At 36.3% G+C, this 20,269-nt stretch carries 14 protein-coding genes and 1 pseudogene; 14 read left to right on the top strand and 1 reads right to left on the bottom strand.

Annotated elements, in window-relative coordinates:
- Window positions 1-113: 113 nt before the first annotated feature.
- Entirely contained in the window at window positions 114-1,274 is a 1,161-nt protein-coding gene (locus BLW33_RS10610; RefSeq protein ID WP_090308633.1) for an LCP family protein, read from the bottom strand.
- A 177-nt stretch (window positions 1,275-1,451) separates the two neighbouring features.
- Here BLW33_RS10610 and rfbD point away from each other — a divergent pair, with 177 nt between their 5' ends.
- The 14 genes and pseudogenes from rfbD (at window position 1,452) to BLW33_RS10680 (ending at window position 20,262) form a co-directional block, all read left to right on the top strand.
- A complete protein-coding gene (rfbD, locus tag BLW33_RS10615; protein WP_090308635.1) occupies window positions 1,452-2,321 on the top strand; it encodes a dTDP-4-dehydrorhamnose reductase in 870 nt (289 codons plus the stop codon).
- Between the two features lie 11 nt (window positions 2,322-2,332).
- Window positions 2,333-3,205 (top strand): glucose-1-phosphate thymidylyltransferase RfbA, encoded by an 873-nt coding sequence (gene rfbA, locus BLW33_RS10620; protein WP_090308638.1) that lies wholly within the window; start codon window positions 2,333-2,335, stop codon window positions 3,203-3,205.
- Window positions 3,205-3,765, top strand: coding sequence for a dTDP-4-dehydrorhamnose 3,5-epimerase (gene rfbC / locus BLW33_RS10625; protein WP_423230249.1), 561 nt, complete (start codon window positions 3,205-3,207; stop codon window positions 3,763-3,765). Before rfbA ends, rfbC begins: the two co-directional genes overlap by 1 nt.
- Before the next feature lie 21 nt (window positions 3,766-3,786).
- Window positions 3,787-4,893: a dTDP-glucose 4,6-dehydratase gene (gene rfbB / locus BLW33_RS10630; RefSeq protein WP_090308642.1), complete on the top strand. Its 1,107-nt coding sequence runs from the start codon at window positions 3,787-3,789 to the stop codon at window positions 4,891-4,893.
- 82 nt (window positions 4,894-4,975) lie between these two features.
- The gene (locus BLW33_RS10635; protein ID WP_090308644.1) at window positions 4,976-5,782 is read left to right on the top strand and encodes an ABC transporter permease; all 807 of its coding nucleotides are present in this window, start codon (window positions 4,976-4,978) and stop codon (window positions 5,780-5,782) included.
- 14 nt (window positions 5,783-5,796) lie between these two features.
- On the top strand, window positions 5,797-7,074 hold the full coding sequence (locus BLW33_RS10640; protein ID WP_090308647.1) for an ABC transporter ATP-binding protein: 1,278 nt from the start codon (window positions 5,797-5,799) through the stop codon (window positions 7,072-7,074).
- Window positions 7,071-8,789: a glycosyltransferase family 2 protein gene (locus BLW33_RS10645; protein WP_090308649.1), complete on the top strand. Its 1,719-nt coding sequence runs from the start codon at window positions 7,071-7,073 to the stop codon at window positions 8,787-8,789. Before BLW33_RS10640 ends, BLW33_RS10645 begins: the two co-directional genes overlap by 4 nt.
- On the top strand, window positions 8,786-9,982 hold the full coding sequence (locus BLW33_RS10650) for a rhamnosyltransferase WsaF family glycosyltransferase (protein ID WP_090308651.1): 1,197 nt from the start codon (window positions 8,786-8,788) through the stop codon (window positions 9,980-9,982). Before BLW33_RS10645 ends, BLW33_RS10650 begins: the two co-directional genes overlap by 4 nt.
- On the top strand, window positions 9,976-10,890 hold the full coding sequence (locus BLW33_RS10655; protein WP_090308653.1) for an SAM-dependent methyltransferase: 915 nt from the start codon (window positions 9,976-9,978) through the stop codon (window positions 10,888-10,890). Before BLW33_RS10650 ends, BLW33_RS10655 begins: the two co-directional genes overlap by 7 nt.
- 2 nt (window positions 10,891-10,892) lie before the next feature.
- Window positions 10,893-12,218 carry a hypothetical protein gene (locus tag BLW33_RS10660; RefSeq protein ID WP_090308656.1) on the top strand — a complete coding sequence of 442 codons (1,326 nt, stop codon included), beginning with the start codon at window positions 10,893-10,895 and terminating at the stop codon, window positions 12,216-12,218.
- Between the two features lie 25 nt (window positions 12,219-12,243).
- The gene (locus tag BLW33_RS10665; RefSeq protein ID WP_090308659.1) at window positions 12,244-14,385 is read left to right on the top strand and encodes a glycosyltransferase family 2 protein; all 2,142 of its coding nucleotides are present in this window, start codon (window positions 12,244-12,246) and stop codon (window positions 14,383-14,385) included.
- Between the two features lie 636 nt (window positions 14,386-15,021).
- Window positions 15,022-16,989, top strand: coding sequence for a DUF2142 domain-containing protein (locus BLW33_RS10670; protein WP_090308662.1), 1,968 nt, complete (start codon window positions 15,022-15,024; stop codon window positions 16,987-16,989).
- 78 nt (window positions 16,990-17,067) lie between these two features.
- Window positions 17,068-17,424 (top strand): annotated as a pseudogene (locus tag BLW33_RS14620) (DMT family transporter); the annotation flags it as partial.
- A gap of 555 nt (window positions 17,425-17,979) precedes the next feature.
- The gene (locus BLW33_RS10680) at window positions 17,980-20,262 is read left to right on the top strand and encodes an RICIN domain-containing protein (RefSeq protein WP_090308667.1); all 2,283 of its coding nucleotides are present in this window, start codon (window positions 17,980-17,982) and stop codon (window positions 20,260-20,262) included.
- Window positions 20,263-20,269 lie beyond the last annotated feature (7 nt).

Here is a 20,269-nt window from a genome sequence, read left to right on the forward strand (position 1 = left end):
ATAACACGTTTTCAATTCATGGGACAAGTCATTATTGAAAAGCGTTAAATTTAAAAAGGCAAGGAATAAAAAGAAGCAGGCAGCCAATAACAATGGCGGCCTGCTGTCGGTATTTATTCAGCAATTGGCGTTGGTTCAGCGGAAGTAGATTCCGTGGGTGCTGTTTCGTTGACCGTCGTGGCACCATCAACGGCTGAGCCTTGTTTATTTACTATATCCTGCCAAGTGGTGGTTGTCCAATCGACAGTACTGTTATATCCTGTGATATTAACAATCCGCTGACTGATTTCCTGGAGGGTATCCGAGGGAACATACACACTATCTCCGTATAAATAACCATGAAGGACTCTTGCGTTATCTGCCAGAGTGGTGGGAATGACATAGGAGACCCCATCGATTAAATCAGTGGTATTGATGCTATCAAAGGGCAGGCGACTGTTAAGAATACTTTTGTTCTCAAGGGATAAAAACGCCTGGGCATAGGTGCTCATTTCTTGTAATGTAAAAGAAGAGGTAACATAGGGATAAACCTTACCCATCAAGTTGATGGCCGTCAGCAGGTCAACGTTCATGGCCTTTTCAGCAATTTGCTGAACGACCTCCCGCTGACGCTCGGTCCTTCCATAGTCACTGTCGCTATAGCGATTGCGGCAGAAGGCCAATGCCTGTACACCAGTGAGATGCTGGATGCCCGTTCCCTCAATAAAAGGATCAGATTTTTTCACCTTGTCATTGACATCGTAGATGTACTGATTGGTCCAATAAAGCACATCTTCACTGGAAATATTAACATCCACACCACCCAGGGCATCCACTGTATCCACCAGACAATCAAAATTAACAACGACGTAGTCACGGATATTTAAATCAAAATTTTCATTCAGCGTTTGGACGGCCAGCTGTGCACCGCCGTAATCATAAGCGGCATTAATTTTCTCGTAGGAAACGTTTTTAGAATCTGTTTCTGGAATTCGAACCATTAAATCCCGCATGATGGATATGATTTTTACGTCCCCTGCTTCAAAGTTAATGCTGGCAATCATAATCGTGTCGGAACGGTCGCCATCCACATCATCCCGGCCATCCACCCCGAAAAGCGCAACATTCAAAATCTTTTCGTTGGAATCAAGGAGGCTGTTGATGCTAAGCTTCGAATCGTCAATGCTCGCACCTGAAATACTATTAAAGATACTAAAACCGTAGACCGCGGTACTGCCAATAACAACCATGAGTAAGGCCAATATGATTGAAATGACTTTTTTCTTAAGGGTCATACAAAGTCCTTTCTGATTTCTTGTTCTTTTCTTAAATAATTAGCTTTATAATAATAGCATAAAAAGATACAAAAAAGATACAATTTATTTAAAATTAAGAAAATTATTAGACAATAAGCCTTCTGTAAAGTATAATAATACCGGATTATGCGAAAATGCATTATAAGAAGGAGAGCCATGAAAGTATTCATAACAGGGAGCAACGGCCAATTGGGCCGGGAGCTGTCACGGCAGCTTCAAGCAAAGTGTATTGATTATAGTGGATATGATATTCCAGAGTTGGATATTACCGACAAAGTACAGACTGCGGCGCTGATTCAAAAAGAAGCGCCGGATATTATCATTAATTGCGGAGCCATGACCAATGTTGATGGTTGTGAAAGCAATAGCATCGGTGCAGAACGTGTGAATGCGGATGGACCTAAAAATTTAGCAGAAATCGCAAGGGACTTGGATCTGGTTTTGGTTCAGGTATCCACTGACTATGTGTTTGACGGCGAGGGAATCTCGGTTAATGGAGAGAAACGCCCCTATGTGGAAACAGATGCCATTGATCCCCAAACGGTTTATGGGGTGAGCAAGGCCCACGGTGAAGCCTATGTGTCAGAAATTGCACCAAAGCATTTCATCGTTCGCACGGCGTGGTTGTATGGTGATGGTAATAATTTTGTGAAAACCATGCTGCGTTTAGCAGAAAGTCACGATCAAATTACCGTGGTAGCAGACCAGATTGGGTCTCCTACCAGTACGGTGGACTTAGCAACAGCAATTTTGAACCTGATTGAAACAAAGGCCTACGGCACCTATCATGCCACCTGTGAAGGTCAATGCAGTTGGTATGATTTCGCCAAAAAGATTTTTGAGCTCTGTAACATTGGTATCCAGGTGGATCCAGTGAGCTCTGAGGAATATATCAGCCCGACACCGAGGCCGAAGTACTCCGTACTAAAAAACAAGGGACTCAGTGATTTGGGAATCAACACCTTCAGACCCTGGGAGGATGCTCTGGTCGAGTATCTGGACTGGCTGAAGGGTAAGCAGATTTAAGGAGGAGAACGATGAAAGGCATTATTTTAGCCGGGGGTTCAGGGACGCGATTATACCCCATTACCCGTGCGGTATCCAAGCAATTATTACCGATTTATGATAAACCGATGATTTACTATCCTTTATCCACCTTGATGTTAGCGGGGATTAAGGATATACTGATCATCTCAACACCAGTGGACCTGCCCATGTTTGAACGGTTGTTCGGGACAGGGGAAGAACTGGGACTGAATTTTACTTATAAAGTTCAGGAGGCCCCCAATGGTTTGGCCGAGGCCTTTATTATTGGTGAAGAATTCATTGGAGAGGATAAAGTCGCTTTAGTTTTAGGGGATAATATTTTTTATGGACAGGGCTTTACCCAGTCTCTAAAGGCAGCCTCAGAGCTTGAGAATGGGGCCATGGTCTTTGGGTATCCGGTTACTGATCCGGAGCGCTACGGCGTGGTGGAATTTGCGGAGGATGGCAGTGTCATCTCCCTGGAGGAAAAGCCTGAAAAGCCTAAATCCAATTTTGCCGTGCCGGGGTTATATTTCTACGACAATGATGTCGTGGAAATCGCTAAAAACATTAAGCCATCTGCCCGGGGTGAACTGGAAATCACAACCGTCAATGAAACCTACTTAAAACGTGGGGATCTAAAGGTTGAACTGTTTAGCCGCGGTATGGCGTGGTTGGATACCGGCACCCACGACAGCCTGATCGAAGCCTCTAATTTTGTGGAAACCATCCAAAAGCGTCAGGGACTCTATGTCTCCTGCGTTGAGGAAATTGCTTATAGCCGTGGCTTTATCGACGGAAAGCAGTTGGCAAAATTGGCTGAACCCATGAAAAAAACAGCCTATGGGCAGTATTTGTTGCGATTAATAAAGGAAGAGGTATAATGGGAATTGAAGTTGTAAAAACAAAAATTGATGGTTTGGTCATCGTCAAGCCCCAGGTGTTTGGGGATGATCGGGGCTACTTTATGGAAACCTACAATCAAAAGGTTTTTGAGGATGCCGGACTTGATATGGTTTTTATTCAGGATAATGAATCGAAGTCTAAAAAGGGTGTCCTTCGGGGGCTTCACTTCCAGCGGAAGTTTTCCCAGGGCAAGCTTGTGCGCTGTACCCAGGGCGCGGTGTGGGATGTCGGTGTTGACCTGCGAAAGGGCTCTAAGACCTATGGACAATGGGAAGGCGTCACCTTGAGTGCGGATAATAAAACCATGTTTTATATTCCAGAGGGCTTTGCCCACGGCTTCGTGGTGCTCACTGACGAAGCAACCTTTAATTATAAATGTACAAATCTCTACGCTCCGGAATACGATGGTGGTATTCGTTGGAATGATCCCGATGTCGGGGTAGAATGGCCCATTGAGGGACTGGGAGAATTGCTGCTGTCAGACAAGGATCAAAAACAGCCCTTCCTGAAGGAAATCAAAGATACCTTGGAATTTTAGAGAACCATAAAGGAGAACACATTGAAAACAGTTTTAGTGACAGGTGGTGCCGGATTCATTGGCTCCAATTTTGTCAAATATATGCTTGAGCAGCATCCCGATTACTTAATTGTTAATCTGGACGCGCTCACCTATGCCGGAAATTTAGAAAATTTAGCGGATATTGAAGAGAATCCGAATTATGTTTTCGTTAAGGGTGATATTGCCGATCGCGATTTTATCGCATCCTTATTTAGTGAATACACCTTTGATTATATCGTGAATTTTGCAGCAGAATCCCATGTGGACCGCAGCATCGAGAATCCTGAAATTTTTGTACAGACCAATATTATGGGAACCCAGGTGTTGCTGGCGGCAGCTAAGGATGCCTGGCAGACGGGTAAAGATGCCGATGGTTATCCAACCTATAAGGATGATGTAAAATACCTACAGGTCTCCACCGATGAAGTTTACGGCGCCCTTGGTAAGACTGGGATGTTTACAGAAACCACACCCATTCAGCCCAATAGTCCCTACTCTTCATCAAAAGCTGGTGCGGATTTATTGGTGCGGGCTTATCGGAACACCTTTAAATTCCCCATGAATATCACCCGCTGCTCCAATAACTATGGGCCGTATCAGTTCCCGGAAAAGCTTATTCCGCTGATGATTTCCAATGTACTGGATTTGAAAAACCTTCCAATTTATGGGGATGGCATGCAAATTCGGGATTGGCTCCACGTCAAGGATCACTGCAGCGGTATCGATACCGTGCTCCACCAGGGGCGTGTAGGGGAAGTGTATAATATTGGTGGGAATAATGAAAAAGCCAATATTCAGATTGTCGATTTGATCTTAGAAAATGTGAAGGCGAAGCTGGATGCGGATTCTTACACGGGGATTACAGTTGACACATCTAAAATGAATGATGACCTAAAAATTCACGTGGAGGATCGCCTGGGCCATGACCGGCGTTATGCCATCGATAACACGAAGATTACCACGGAACTGGGATGGGAACCTTCCTACACCTTCGAAGAAGGGATTGTTGAGACCATTGAATGGTACTTGAACAACCAAGACTGGGTCGCCCAGGTGAAATCCGGTGGGTATCAGGAATATTACGATAAGATGTATTCGAAGAAATAAGTAAGATACAATTAAATGATTGCTGCCGCTGGTCTTTACAAAAAGTATATACAGCGGCAGCGTTATTTTTAGAAGGGATAATATGATTAAAGATTTTCTATCCTTTTTTAGGGATTTGTATAAAAATCGAAAATTATTGATTCAGTTTTCAGTTAATGATTTCAAAGCAAAATATGCAGGCTCTTTTTTTGGGGTTTTTTGGGCATTCTTTACACCGATGGTAACTATTGCTGTGTATTGGTTCGTTTTCGAAAAGGGTATGAAGGCGGGGATGACAGACGGCAGTATTCCTTTTATCGTTTACTTGGTTACGGGAATTATTGTATGGTTCTTTTTTTCAGACACTATCTTATCGGCAACAAATTGTTTCCGCGATTATAGTTATCTTGTAAAAAAAGTCGTTTTTAACTTTAAAGTTCTTCCGACTGCTAAGTTATTGTCGAATCTTTATACACACGCTTTTTTTATAGGGATAGCTTTTCTTTTGACAAGTCTTTATGGTTTTTACCCATCATTGTATAGCCTGCAGATTGTATACTATTTGTTCTGCTTGATTGCCATTCTAACAGGAATTACATGGATAACGGCTTCAATTCAGCCTTTCTTTTCAGATATCACAAACTTGATTGGAATTGTTTTGCAAGTGTTAATGTGGGGAACACCTATTTTATGGAGTATAAATCAGTTTCCGAAAGAGTACCATTTATTGTTTAAGTTAAATCCATTAATGTATATTGTACAAGGATATCGTGAGTCTTTTTTAAGTCAAGGCTGGTTTTGGCAACACGGAGAAATGACATTGTATTTTTGGATAGTTACTCTTATTATGCTTTTATTAGGATCGTTAATTTACAATAAAATGAATCCACATTTTTCAGATGTGCTATAAAATGGAGTCCCAAAATGTCGAATGAAATTATAAGAGCTAGCCATATACAAAAAATATATCAGTTATACAAAAAGCCAAAAGACCGATTGAAAGAGGCTTTTTCTTTAACTCGCAAAAATTATCATTCTGATTTTTACGCTTTACAGGATATTAATTTTACTGTTAGAGAAGGAGAGTGCTTTGGTATTATTGGTAAAAATGGTTCCGGCAAATCAACATTATTGAAAATAATCACAGGAGTTTTATCGAAAACATCAGGTGATTTAGAAATTAATGGAAGAATATCTGCTCTCCTTGAGTTAGGAGCAGGTTTTAATCAGGAATACACAGGAATTGAAAACATCTATTTAAATGGTGATATTATGGGGTTTAGTCGGGAAGAGATTGCAGAAAAAGTACCGACTATTCTAGAATTTGCGGATATTGGTGATCATGTATACCAGCCTGTAAAAACTTATTCAAGCGGAATGTTTGTCAGATTAGCCTTTGCATTAGCTATCAATGTAGAGCCTGAAATTTTAATTGTAGATGAAGCACTGAGTGTTGGTGATGCTTTTTTTCAGTTGAAGTGTTATAAAAAATTTGCAGAATTTAAAGAAAAGGGAAAGACGATTGTATTTGTAACCCATGATTTAAGTAGTGTTATTAAATATTGCGACCGCGTGATGGTCATCAATAACGGTGAACAGGTTGCACTTGGATCTTCACGGGAAATGGTAGATTTGTACAAAAGGATTCTAGTTAATCAAAATGATAATGATGTAAAGGAACAAGAGCAAATAGCGGACAAAAATTTGTCTTCAAATATTGCTCTGTCAGAGAAAATACTTGAATATGGAACGAAGGATGCAGAGATTGTTGATATTCGCTTCGAGGATGCCCAAGGCAATGCTTGTCAGCAAATTGAAAAATTTAATGAAATTAGTTTTTGCTTCAAGGTAAAATTCTATAAAGAAATTCACAATCCGATTTTTGCGTTTACTATAAAAAATGTAAAAGGTTCAGAAATTTGTGGAACCAATAATATGTCTGAAAAAATGCATGGATTTGTAGCATCTGAGGGAGATGTATACGAAATATCTTTTACTCAAAAGATTCCGCTTCAAAGCGGGTACTATTTTATCTCATTAGGATGTACAGGCCTTGATCGATTAGGCAATTTAGTAGTATATCATCGCTTGTATGATGTTGCAGAAATATCGGTAATGTCTGATAAAACGACAGTAGGGTATTTTGATTTAGATTCAAAAGTAAGTATTCAGAAGAGCTTGGAAAGCAATTTAAAAAAATGAATAATATGGGAAAAATCCGAAAAATTTTTACAGCGAGTAAGGTATGTGCACGCAAAGTTAAAGGGTATTCAAACAGAAAGAGAAAAGAATGGTCACTTCGGCAGATTTATAAAGATCAAAGCTGCTGTAAAGTAAAATTCTCTATTGTGATGCCTGTTTATAATGTGGAAATAAAATGGCTTAGTAAGGCAATTGAGTCGGTTCAAAGACAAATTTATCCTAATTGGGAACTTTGTATTGTGAATGATTGTTCCACTAGGGAGGAGGTTGCAGAATTTCTGGGAACAATTATGTCAGAGCAGATAAAAATCCGAAATCTTGATAAAAATGTGGGTATTTCAGAGGCAAGCAATATAGCAGCAAGTATGGCCGAGGGAGATTATATTTTACTCATGGATAATGATGATGAAATCACGATTGATGCCTTATATGAGTTTAAGAAAGCAGTAGATCAGGATAATCCGGATATAATCTATAGTGATCAAGACATGGTCGATATAATGGGTCATAGAAGCAATCCCCTGTGTAAACCAGATTGGTCTTATGATTTACTCCTTAGTCAGATGTACATGGGGCATCTGGTTGGCTTTAAGCGAGCACTCTTTGAAAAGGTCAAAGGCTTTAAAAGCGAGTATAATGGAAGCCAAGATTATGATTTGATTTTAAGAATGATAGAAGAGACTACAAATGTTTATCATATCCCTAAAATTCTTTACTCATGGCGGGCATTGCCTACATCAACTTCGGTTAACCCAAATGCCAAACCATATTCTCAGATTAGTGGCCAACAGGCGATTCAAGATCACTTAAATCGAAAATATGGAATTGGGAAAGCAAGGGTTAATGAACTGGATCGTTTTTTCATGTATGATGTTGAATATGAAGTAGAAGGATGTCCCCAAGTCGCAATTGTTATCCCTATACGAGATCAAATGGAGATGACTCGAAATTGTATCAAGAGTATTATTGAAAAAACAACATATAAAAACTACGAGATACTTTTGATTAATAATCGATCTGAGGAAAAAACTACTGTTCAATATCTCTTTGAGTTACAGGAGTCGTCGCTTCCGGTTAAGGTTGTTGACGCAAATATTCCATTTAATTGGTCAAAACTCAATAATATTGGCATAAAAAATAGTCAGGCCGATGTTTTTGTATTTTTAAATAATGATACAGAAGTTATTGAACAAAGATGGTTAGAGCGTATGGTGGCAAAAGCAACTCAGGATGAGGTAGGCGTCGTTGGTGGTTTGTTACTGTACGAGGACAGGACCATACAACATGCAGGGGTAGTGGTTGGAATGAACGGATGGGCGGATCATGTATATAAAGGGGCGCCGATTGAACATACAGGAACGCCATTTGTTTCGCCATTACTCGTTCGGAATGTATCCAGTGTTACAGGTGCTTGTATGGCGATAAGCCGTCGTACCATTGAAAAAATTGGACTTTTCAATGAACGTTTTCTCATCTGCGGCAGCGATGTTGAGTTATGCTTAAGAGCACTAGGGATGGGGTTGCGGAACATTGTGGATCCTAAGGTACGCCTTTATCATTTTGAATCGAAGAGCAGAGATGCATCAAATGTACCTGATTCTGATTTTAAATTATCAGATCATTTTTATGGAAAAATGAGAACGGAGGGGGATCCATTTTTTAATGAACAATTAGATTCCTTTTGTGTGATTCCAACAAGGAGAAGAAACCGTTGAGTAAAATTGAAACAAGAATTGCAGAAATTAATCCATATCATTTTCGAAAGGGAATGTATCCAAGAAAGAGACTCAATATACTTTTACCTTCTATTAATCCAGAGCATGTGTTTGGTGGAATTGCAACCGCACTCAAGTTTTTTGATACAGCGGCAAAATGTGGCGGGTTTGACAAAAGAATTATTTTAGTGGATGCAGAACCCTCAACGGAAGCTAAAAAAAATTACAAGTGGGTTTACCGTTTTGTTCAGTGCAAAGAAGAGTGTGATGATCGAAATCAAATTATTTCCTATGTTCATCGAGATCCCTATGGTATTCTAGTATCGCCCAATGATTTTTTTATCGAAACCGGGTGGTGGACTGCCTATTGTCTGCAGGAGGCGTTAAATGTTTTTTCAGTAAGTGAGGGGGAATACAAGCATCCTATTATTTATCTTATCCAGGATTTTGAACCAGGTTTTTATCCTTGGTCTAGTAAATATATGCTAGCAGATTCTACATATCGGGATGGACATAAACAGATTGCTGTATTTAATTCATACCAACTGATGGATTTTTTTAAGGTAAGAAAGTATGTTTTTGAAAAGGAATATTGTTTTGACCCAGTATTTAATAGCGGATTGCGCCAATATATTGCAAAAAAGAAGCGTAAAGAACAGGCGATAAAGAAGAAACAAATCTTAATTTATGGACGTCCAGGGACGCCCCGGAACGCTATGGAAATTATTGTAGAGGCCTTAAAAATATGGGTTAGAAAACAAAGTGATATTCAATCTTGGAGTATTTTATCTGCTGGAGAATCCTTTGAAGAAATCGATCTTGGGAAAAAGATGTTTTTAAAATCATTGGGAAAGCTAACTATTGATCAGTATGCAAAGTTGTTAGATGAATCTTATGCTGGTATCTCTTTAATGGTATCACCACATCCTAGCTATCCTCCTTTAGAGATGGCAACTTTCGGTGTCCGAACGCTCACTAATCAATTTGAAAATAAAGATTTAAGCGACTTTAGTCCTTTTATTACATCTGTGCAAGTAAGACCGCAAGCCATCGCAAAAAAACTAGAAGAGATTTGTTGTGCATATAAGCCGGTGGTTGATGAGATACCGATTAATATGACTTATTATGAAAACAGAGATGTATTTCCATTTATGCCAGAGTTGGTAAATTTATTGGAGGAGAAATCGTGGTAGAATTGATTGGTAAGGTCAAAGTAGATTATTGTTTTTATTCAGGAAATGATGATTATAGTGATGGGGATATTGAGAATGAAATCCTGGAAATAGTTAAGAATAATACTGAAGAGGAACTAGAAACAGTTATTGCGAAGGATAATCGTTGGCCGGTTCTGTACCACCTTTCTTTGGTCAGGCAAAACATTCTGGAGTGGTATCCTTTTGGTAAAGATGCTGAAATATTGGAAATTGGAGCAGGATGTGGTGCGATTACCGGAGTTTTGAGCAGAAATGCCAGTGAAGTAACCTGTAATGAGTTATCCAAACGACGATCCCTAATCAATGCATACCGAAATCGAGATTATGAGAATATTAAAATTTTGGTAGGAAATTTTAATGATGTGTGTTTTGAAAAACAATATGATTATATCACTTTGATAGGGGTATTTGAGTATGCACGATATTATACAGCAGGGGATAGTCCCTATACAGATTTTCTGAAGCGTATAAAAAAATTATTGAAACCTCAGGGGAAAATCCTTATGGCTATTGAAAATAAATTCGGACTTAAATATTGGGCAGGTGTGCGTGAAGACCATACAGGAGTGTTTTTTGATGGCATAGAAGGTTACCATGCTACGGATAGTCAGGTGAGGACCTTTTCAAAAATTGAGTTAGAAGAGATTATTGTTCAAGCAGGGTTTTCTCATTGTGAGTTCTTTTACCCCCATCCTGATTATAAATTTCCAAGGATGATCTTTTCCGAAGATTATCTCCCCAAAGAGGAGGATTTAACCTGTAGTTTAGACCAGTATGATAATAGTCGTATGTATTTGTTTAATGAGACAGCGGCATATAAGAATATTTTGTCATCCAAAGTGTATCCGTTTTTTGCAAATTCATTTTTAATTGAAATTGGAGTTTAACATTGAAAAAAGTATATTCTAAAATTACGAGAGAAAGAAAACGACAATTTCAAACAGAGACGGCTATATTCATGGATTGTGAGGGAAAGAAAGTTGTCATTAAACGAGCAATTCATAGAGAAGGCGAAGTTCATATTGCCAAAATGCTTGAGTATTATGCACAGACAAACGCAGTTGTAAAAAGTAACATAGCGTCTTGTAAGGAAGTTAGTAATGGCGTTGCCTTCGATTATATAGAGGGTATCAGCATTTATGAATTGATATTGAAAGCTTTGGAAGCCGGGGATAAACATGCAGTACTCCATATTTTGAAGCTTTACCTTGAGGTTTTTGAAAAAGTCCATGTGGAGACTATTCCATTTAAAGTGGAGGATGGGTTCATAGATTTCTTTGGAAATTTTTTGTTGGCGGATGAGTTGCCGGCCTCACGGATGGTCAACATCGATTTGTCTTTTGACAATATTGTGCAAAAGGAAAACGGGAAGATGGTCATTATTGACTATGAATGGATCTGTGATTTTCTTGTGCCCTTGGGCTTTGTTAAATATCGCGCACTTAATGCGTTACTAGTAAAGCACCATAATTTGGTAATGACCTTATTTGATAAAGCCGAAGTTTATCAAATATTTGGAATCACGGTAGAAGAACAGCAAATCTACGCTAGTATGGAACAAGCTTTTTTAGCTAAGGTATTGGGTGTAAATAGTGCAAATGCTTTAAATTTATACAAGAAGAACGTGATAGATATTCAAGGATTAATAGATAATGTAGAAGATTATTTGCAAGTGTTTTATGATACTGGGAATGGATTTAATGCTGAACAAAGTGAGACTCATGCCTATAAGGGAAAGGATAAGGAAATCATATTGTCCATTGACCTGAATAAAATAGATGGACTGAGATTATTACGTATTGATCCTGCAAATAAAGCATCACTTATCGAAATAGAGTATATAGAAATCAGAGATGCATTGGAAACAGTTTTCAATCTAGAATCATCTAGTTATTTATTAACCAATGGTACTAAGGTTGAAGGAACGCTATGGGCATTTGATACGGAAGATCCACAGATAATTATCGACTTAGGTGATGCAACGGTCACACGATTAGAATTAAAAATGAGGATCATATCAAGTGACTTATCTGTAATTAAACCGTACATTAATAGTCTGAGAAATTCAAATGAAAAGTATGCTGAAATTTGTATGCGCCAACAGAAAATAATAGATCAGCAGGATCAGCAGTTGCGCCATTTTGGAAAACTTCTTAGTATTGATCGAGTTGTGACAAGTTGCTATCGGAGATTAAAGGAAAGAGGAAAAAGATAGAAAAAAATCTTTGAGAGGGTATATCTTGAAAATAAAAAAGAGCCATAATATCTGTTATAGAATTGATAAAATCGCACATGTTGATGAAAAAATCGAAGTGAAGGGATGGGGAATAGATACTGAAAAATTACAATCGATATCACTTTCTGTTATGGGAAAGTCCTCAGATGGCATAAAAGTTCAGAAAGAGTATCGAAATGATGTTTTGGATTTTCTGGGTTTAAGTATTGAAGAACCAGTAGGTTTTACAATTTATTTTGATAAAACATGGTTCAAGTATAAAAAAAAGGTTGTACTGAGGATGCGCTCAGAAAATAATCAACAAGATATTTATATTAAATTAAATAGAGACATAGATTTGAGTAATGGAAAAAAAATTCCTTTTGTTCAAGGAGTAATTCGTGGATATTATTATTTACAGAGACACGGTATCAAACCATTTGCAAATCGCCTCTATACAGAGCTAATTGATCGCTTTGGACAAAAATACAACCATTGGATAGCCCATAATGAACCTCCGGTAAAATCTGTTCGTCCCTTTAAAAAAAATCCTCTTATTTCAATTCTTGTACCGATATATAATGTAAAATGGGAGTGGCTAGTGGAGTGCATTGAATCCGTTTTAGATCAAAGCTATACAAACTGGGAGCTTTGTCTAGTTGATGATTGCTCAGATTTTCAAGATATTCAACCTTTACTTGAGAAATACAATCAAAATGACAAACGAATCAAAGTGAAATTTCGAAAAGAAAACGGCCATATTTCACGGGCATCTAATGATGCGCTGTCCATGGCACATGGTGAGTTTGTTGGATTATTAGACCATGATGATACTCTTGCGCCTTTTGCATTGGAAAGCGTTGTTGAATGTATAAACCAAAATGAAGATGTCGACATAATATATAGCGATGAAGATAAAATCAATCAAAAAGGAAAACGATGTCAAGCTTTTTTTAAACCAGATTGGTCACCAGATACGTTGCTTTCCCAAAATTATATTTGTCATTTTCTGGTTGTAAGAAGAAAAATAATTAATGATGTTGGTGGTTTTGCAATAGGTTTGGAGGGGGCTCAAGATTATGACTTGATTTTAAAATGTACAGAGAGGACAACTAAAATTAAGCATATTCCACAAATCCTATATCATTGGCGGATGATAGAAGAATCAACAGCAGTGAACCCAGAGTCAAAGATGTATGCTTTTGACGCAGGGAAGAAGGTACTTGAAGATACATTCAAAAGAAGGGGAAAGAACGTTATTGTCAAAGAAGGGAATGCTCTCGGAACATACATTCCCTATTATACGGTTGCTACAAATCCAAAGGTTTCAATTATAATTCCAACGCGAGATCATGCAGCGGATGTAAAGTTATGTATTGAATCATTGCTCAGAACAATAAATTATGATGATTTTGAAATAATTGTAGTGGATAATAACAGTGTTGAGCAAGAAACTTTTGAATTGTTTAAGCATTATGAAAAATATTTGGAGAACGCCTTCAAAGTTCTGCGTTTAGAAATTCCATTTAATTATTCTCAGCTTAATAATCAAGCAGTACGACTAGCTAGGGGGGATTATATCGTTTTTTTAAATAATGATATTGAAATACTAACCCCTCATTGGTTAGAAATTATGTTAGGATATGCCACTCAGGAGCATATTGCGGCAGTTGGAGCAAAATTATTATACGATGATGAAACAATTCAACATGCTGGAGTAGTGCTTGGATTAGGGGGAGGATCTGAATCAGAAGGAGTTGCGGGTCACGGGCATAAAGGATACGCGGTCACAGAACACGGTTACTTTAACAAATTAGATATAGTCGCAGATTATAGTGCCGTTACTGCTGCATTTTTGATGATAAAAAAGGATAAATTTATTGCTGTCAATGGTTTTGATGAAGAAAATTTGCCAGTGGCCTTTAATGATGTTGATTTGTGTATTAAGTTATTGAGAAAAGGATACTATAATGTGTGTTTACCTAATGTTATCGCACTACATTATGAATCTAAATCTAGAGGACTAGAAAATACAAAAGAAAAGCAACAGAGGTTTACTAATGAAGTTAATTATATGAAAAAGACTTGGAGAACATATTTACAGAATGATCCTTTTTACAATCCTAATTTATCTTTGAAAAATGAACGATTTGAGATAAAAGTGTAAGTTTAAAAAGATTATGAGCGATAATCTGTACACGATCAGTGAAATTAAGTATTATCCATCAATAGCTAGAGTCCAGAAGTTGACAATAAGCGATTTCAGTACTAAAGTGCTTAAACAGAATGACCACGTAAGGAAGTTGCAAGTTGCGAATTGTATGCGCGCAAGTATTACCCTGGGATTAAACCATAAATTTATTTTATAAAAGTGCTGATGAGTGCTGATGGTTTTTTGTAACTGAAAATTTATAGATATAGGAATTAACGGGGTTTTTAATTTTGATTATCATTTAATGGTATGAGGTGAGAATTTATTTAACCCACTATAGTTAAATCTTGGTAAGGCGTTGAATTCAAGTTGTTTTGTATCATTCAGGGGGTTGAAATAGCAATGCAAATTATATTTTCTCAAAGTTTTATTTTGCAATAATTACAATTATTATTAATGCTAACGTCATTGAAATGAATATTTCAAAGAGTGCTTTAGTATTAGTAATAAATGAGATATTGTATAGAGGGCCAGTAAGAAATTCTATAATAGATGAAAATTAAAATTCACATCACCCAAATGCATTAAAATCATAATATTTGAATGAAAGGAAATTATGGTGTTATGTTAATATAAACATCATACAATATCATGATGAGGAGTATTAAAAAAACTAGAATAATTACTTTTATACTTATTGTATTTGTATCAGTAGTTATTGGGGGAATCATAGAAATTATTTCTAATTATTCTTATTTTCGATTGCCAAATGAGCAAAAAGGAATTAGAATGGTTTCAATGGATTCAATTGAAGCTTCAGAAAATATCGACATATACGACGATAAAATAGTAATATCACCAAAGGAGGAGAGCGCAGAAACATGGTTATCGATTATGAGTTCAGACTATGTTTTAGATTTAGAAATTGAGTTTGAAAATACAGAAGGGGATTTTAATGTTATTATTGATAATGGAAAAAGTGATTTTTGGGGTTCTAAGAGTTATCAAGTATTTCCTTCAAGGAAGAGTAACATTGTTTTAAATATTGACGGAAATGGGGATAAATCTAAAATCTATTTCCAGAACTTTTCCAATTTACAAGAAACAGTAAAAATAGATAACCTTAAGATTGACAACACGTTTGACTTCAATTGGAGTAGGTTTTATCTTTGTACATCAGTTATGATACTCTTGTGCATACTAATCTTGTTCAGAAGTTTTTTTATTAGCAAAATACATGTTGCTTTCTTTATAATTGCACTGGTATTTGGAATGAATATTATAAATTTGATGCCTAATTATTTTAATTTTGATGAAAAGGAGCATTTTGTAAAAGCATATCAAATTGCCTCTTTTGATTTTGCGTTATCAAATCAACGTGAAATTGCTTGGCCGGAGAATATCGAGAAATTTCTTTCATATAATGGAAATGGAGCAAATTTTGATACCTCGGATGAAAAAGAGAATTATTATACTGAATTCAACATAAATCAGTATAATCATTATCAATATATTAGTACAACAGCTGAAAGTTATATGCCCACAGCTTATTTACCAGCAGCATTCGGAATATTTTTAGCAAAGTTGTTAAAGTTACCATTTTGGCTGGTGTTTAATACAGGACGTTTTTTCACGTTAATTTCGTATATAAGCATCATGACACTTATTATAAGGAAAATCCCTTGTTATAAAAAAACTTTTTTCGTTTTTTCATTATTGCCGACACAAATATACACAGCGAGTAGTTATTCGGCCGATCCGATTACGAATCTATCCGTATTGTTAGTTTTAAGTATGTTTATTTGCATGAAAGCAAAGTGTGATAACAATAAACAGGTAAGTAAAAAAGACCTAATAATATTTTTAGGGTCAATTGTTCTTCTATGTACTTGCAAGATTACATACATACCGTTTTTTTTACTTATATTTCTTATACCAAATGCAAAAATTCCATCCTTTTTCAGAGTTAAGAATCAAATTTGTTTGGGACCCCTGGAAGGTCAGCAAAAGAAAAATGGCATAAGAACAAAATACTTGTTATGTATAATTCTAACCTTTGTACTATTAGTAAGTACGCTCTACTCAACCACACATGGAATTGCCCAATGGCCAGTGCCGAATATGGACCCTAAGACTCAAGTTTTAACAATTATAATGAATCCGTTACGTTATCTAATTGTATTCATTAATTATATTCAGAATAATGCAATGACATTTATTGAAGGAAGTAGTGTATCGCTGGCATATTCTGGGAATCTGCCATCAGTTTATTCTTTGATGGCAATTTGTGGATTGTTTTCATTAGCAATATTAGATGATTCGGATACGTTGAAATATAAACGGTCAGAAAAAGCAGTAATCTTGTCTATAGTTATTATTTCATGGGGATTGGTAGTTACTGCTTTATATATCACCTTTAATTCAATACGGGCAATCACCATTTTGGGGGTTCAAGGGAGATATTTTGCACCTTTAATAATACCTTCCTCTTTGCTATTTAAAACAGAGAAAATTAAGACATATTTTAATCAGAATAGAGTGAATGCGATTGTAATCTCTGCTGTAGTATGTGTACTAATTGCGGTAGTAACAAAATTATTTTTTATGTATTCAGTATAATATTCAATACTTCTATTCATTGTGGTAATGTTTTTAACAGATTGATTATTTTGATATCATAAAAAAGCAGAAAGGTTAAATATGATTTTTATTTTAATAGTGCTTTATTTATTTTGCTCAGTTGGAGGATTGACTCTGGTGAAGATTGGTTCAGATGTTAATAACTTTACATTCTCTAATTCATTTTTTAATCTTCAATTATCCTATACAACAGTAATTGGGTTATGTCTTTATATACTGAGCTTCTTGATGTGGATTGTAATTGTACAACGTTTTGACTTGAGCTATATTCAGCCTTTAACAACAGGCCTTTCTTACTTTTTAATTATTTTGGCATCAATTTTTATATTGAAAGAGAGTATTACAGTTTTTCAGTGGGTTGGTATTGGATTTATATTAATAGGTGTAATTTGTATGAATCTCAAAACCTTGTAATCAGAATGGAAGTTTGTCATATGGGTATAATTTGAAATATTGAACAAGCTAAAGTATAGAGAATTAGACTGTATTATTATAAATTATATTTGTATGGAACGCTGTTTGCCCATACTGAAAATAGCAGAGATGAGATGCAAGTTACCATTTTGTACTATATCCAATTACATCATTGCGGTACGGCACTAATGATGATAAACAATATTTAGGTGGTGGTTAAAATTTTATTCATAGTTGAAGGGCTTAAAGATTGAGAAGGATTGTGGAAAAAAACATAAAAATATTTTTTTAATTTGTTTCGGAATTAAAAAAGAGTTTTTAAATATTATGCAGTTTAAATAACTACCTATTGCAATGCTCAAATGCAAGCCTAAAGAAATATGAAAGGTGAAAATGTAAATATAAATATGTGCTTCAGTAGTCTATACGACTGCTGGAAATGACAATTGTAATTAAGCATAATTTTGAAAAGGGTGAAACATTAAATAAGCACGAAGAACTTTAATGATTTGAACTATTTCATGATGTTTTTCGTAGAAAGGTAGATTTATAATTATGGTTAAGAAATTGAGCTTTTTTAGAAAAGATAGTTATTTTTTATTAATGTTTGTTATAATTGGATTTAGTCTTTTGTTTTCGAATATAGTTTTTGCAGAAGGAGTGTCTTCTACAATAGATCAAGATATAGAACAAAGTGGTATGATTTATACCATTATGCAAAAAGCGGATGGAGAAAAAAAAGGACAGGTTCGTTTGATTTCTGTGTCTGAAGAGGCATCCTATAGCAATTATTCATATATCATACCATCTGAATTAGTACTGGACGATGGATCAGAGTATGCGGTAACGGCTATAAGTAAGGATGCTTTTTTGCATGTTCGTGAATTACGAAATATAGTAATTCCTGATAGCGTCCTTCTTTTTGAAAAAGGTTGCTTTAACATAGATGAGGATAGTATTAGAGATGAAAATATTTCTACAACGGAACCAATTAATTTTTATGCTAATGTGGGAAGTAATGCAGAAAAATTTGTGAAAGAAAATGGATTTAAATTAGTTACCGAAGGCATCCAATTCGAAGAGGTGGAGAGTTTTTCGTTAGATAAAGACGAAAAAAGCATTATTACAGTAAAAGTGCCAGAGTTTTTCAATCAAGACGAGAGAGTGAAATGGACAACAGAGAATAAAGATATTGTAAGTATTGATGACAATGGATGCGTATCGGGCATTACATCTGGTCAAACTAGAATATGGGCAGAATGTGAAGGATTAAAAAGTTCACTCAAAATCGAAGTAAAAGAAAAAAATAGTGAGTCTGAAGTGAGTACAATGGTACTAGAGAATGCCACCAGTTACAGTGGTATAAAAGATGGTGGGATCTATAGTATCGTTTCTGCATTGAATGGTAACATGGTCATGGATGTTTATGCAGCTAACAAGGACAATGGTGCTAATGTTCAGCTGTGGTCATATAATGGAACTGATGCACAGCGCTTTAAGGCACAAAAAAACAATGATGAGACATGGACTTTCATCAATGTCAATTCGGGCAAAGCAATGGATCTTGCAAGTAATGAGAATCTAAATGGTGCAAATATTCAACAATACTCATTAAATGGAACAAATGCTCAAAAGTGGAAAGTGATTGATAATGGAGATGAGACAGTTACTTTTTTAAATTCAAATGGTAAAGTTATTGATGTTTATGGTGCACTAACTTTTGCTGGAACAAATATCCAGCTTTATCAAAATAATGGAACAAAAGCACAACGTTTTATATTGCGACAAAGCGATTCTTATTCGGGCATCTATACATTTAAATCTACTTTAAACCAAAACAAGGTGGTTGATGTTGCAGCTGGATCAGTAGATAGCGGTGCAAATATTCAATTGTATGATTCTAATAATACTAATGCTCAGAAATTTAATGTTGAAAGTGTAGGAAGCAACTATTATAAAATAACAAATATGAAAAGTGGAAAAGTCCTTGACGTTGTGAGTGCAGGAAAAGAAAATGGTACAAATATTCAACAGTATGAATGGAATGGAACGGTAGCTCAAAAATGGAGGATTCAAGATAATGTGGATGGGAGTGTAACGTTTATTTCGGCATGCAACAGTTTAGCTATGGATATTTGTTATGGATATACAAATAACGGAGCAAATGTTTGGTGCTATCAATCGAATGGATCAAAGGCACAAAAGTGGATCATGGAGCCAGTTTCTTATACGCCAGACTATTCGATAACAGCAGGCTCAACAGGTGTCGATGTTTCATATTGGAATGGATATAATAATAATTGGAATTCAGCAAAAAATGCAGGTGTTCAGTTTGCAATCTTGAGAACTGGCTGGGGCCGGTCTGGGGATGGTGAAAAGGATAGTACTTTTGAGGGAAATTACTCAAGAGCAACGGCCGCAGGTCTTCCAATTGGAACGTACCAATATAGCTATGCAACGAGTGTTGCAGAGGCAAAAGCAGAGGCTCAATTTGTTTTGAGTATTCTAAATGGACGTGCATTGGACTTGCCTGTTGCTTTTGATATAGAAGATGGAAGCCAAAGTGGGCTGAGCAAGACGGAATTAACGAATATTACAATTGCTTTTTGCGATACGATAAAAGCTGGTGGTTATACGCCGATGGTCTATGCGAACTTAAACTGGTTTACAAATAAATTGGATTATGATCGATTGAGTAGCTATAAAATTTGGCTTGCTCAATATAACGATCAACCAACTTTTAATAAATCTTTTGATATCTGGCAATACTCTTCTAAAGGTCAAATTCCTGGCCTTGGTGGGTTAATTGATATGAATAGAGCGTATAAGAATCTATAAATGTGGG

Source organism: Eubacterium aggregans (genome assembly GCF_900107815.1).
GTDB lineage: Bacteria > Bacillota > Clostridia > Eubacteriales > Eubacteriaceae > Eubacterium_O > Eubacterium_O aggregans.

Bases quoted from the DNA above. Each gene is read 5' to 3' on its own strand.
- BLW33_RS10610 (WP_090308633.1), bottom strand. From the start codon at position 1,274: ATGACCCTTAAGAAAAAAGTCATTTCAATCATATTGGCCTTACTCATG.
- rfbD (WP_090308635.1), top strand. From the start codon at position 1,452: ATGAAAGTATTCATAACAGGGAGCAACGGCCAATTGGGCCGGGAGCTG.
- rfbA (WP_090308638.1), top strand. From the start codon at position 2,333: ATGAAAGGCATTATTTTAGCCGGGGGTTCAGGGACGCGATTATACCCC.
- rfbC (WP_423230249.1), top strand. From the start codon at position 3,205: ATGGGAATTGAAGTTGTAAAAACAAAAATTGATGGTTTGGTCATCGTC.
- BLW33_RS10635 (WP_090308644.1), top strand. From the start codon at position 4,976: ATGATTAAAGATTTTCTATCCTTTTTTAGGGATTTGTATAAAAATCGA.
- BLW33_RS10640 (WP_090308647.1), top strand. From the start codon at position 5,797: ATGTCGAATGAAATTATAAGAGCTAGCCATATACAAAAAATATATCAG.
- BLW33_RS10645 (WP_090308649.1), top strand. From the start codon at position 7,071: ATGAATAATATGGGAAAAATCCGAAAAATTTTTACAGCGAGTAAGGTA.
- BLW33_RS10670 (WP_090308662.1), top strand. From the start codon at position 15,022: ATGATGAGGAGTATTAAAAAAACTAGAATAATTACTTTTATACTTATT.
- BLW33_RS10680 (WP_090308667.1), top strand. From the start codon at position 17,980: ATGGTTAAGAAATTGAGCTTTTTTAGAAAAGATAGTTATTTTTTATTA.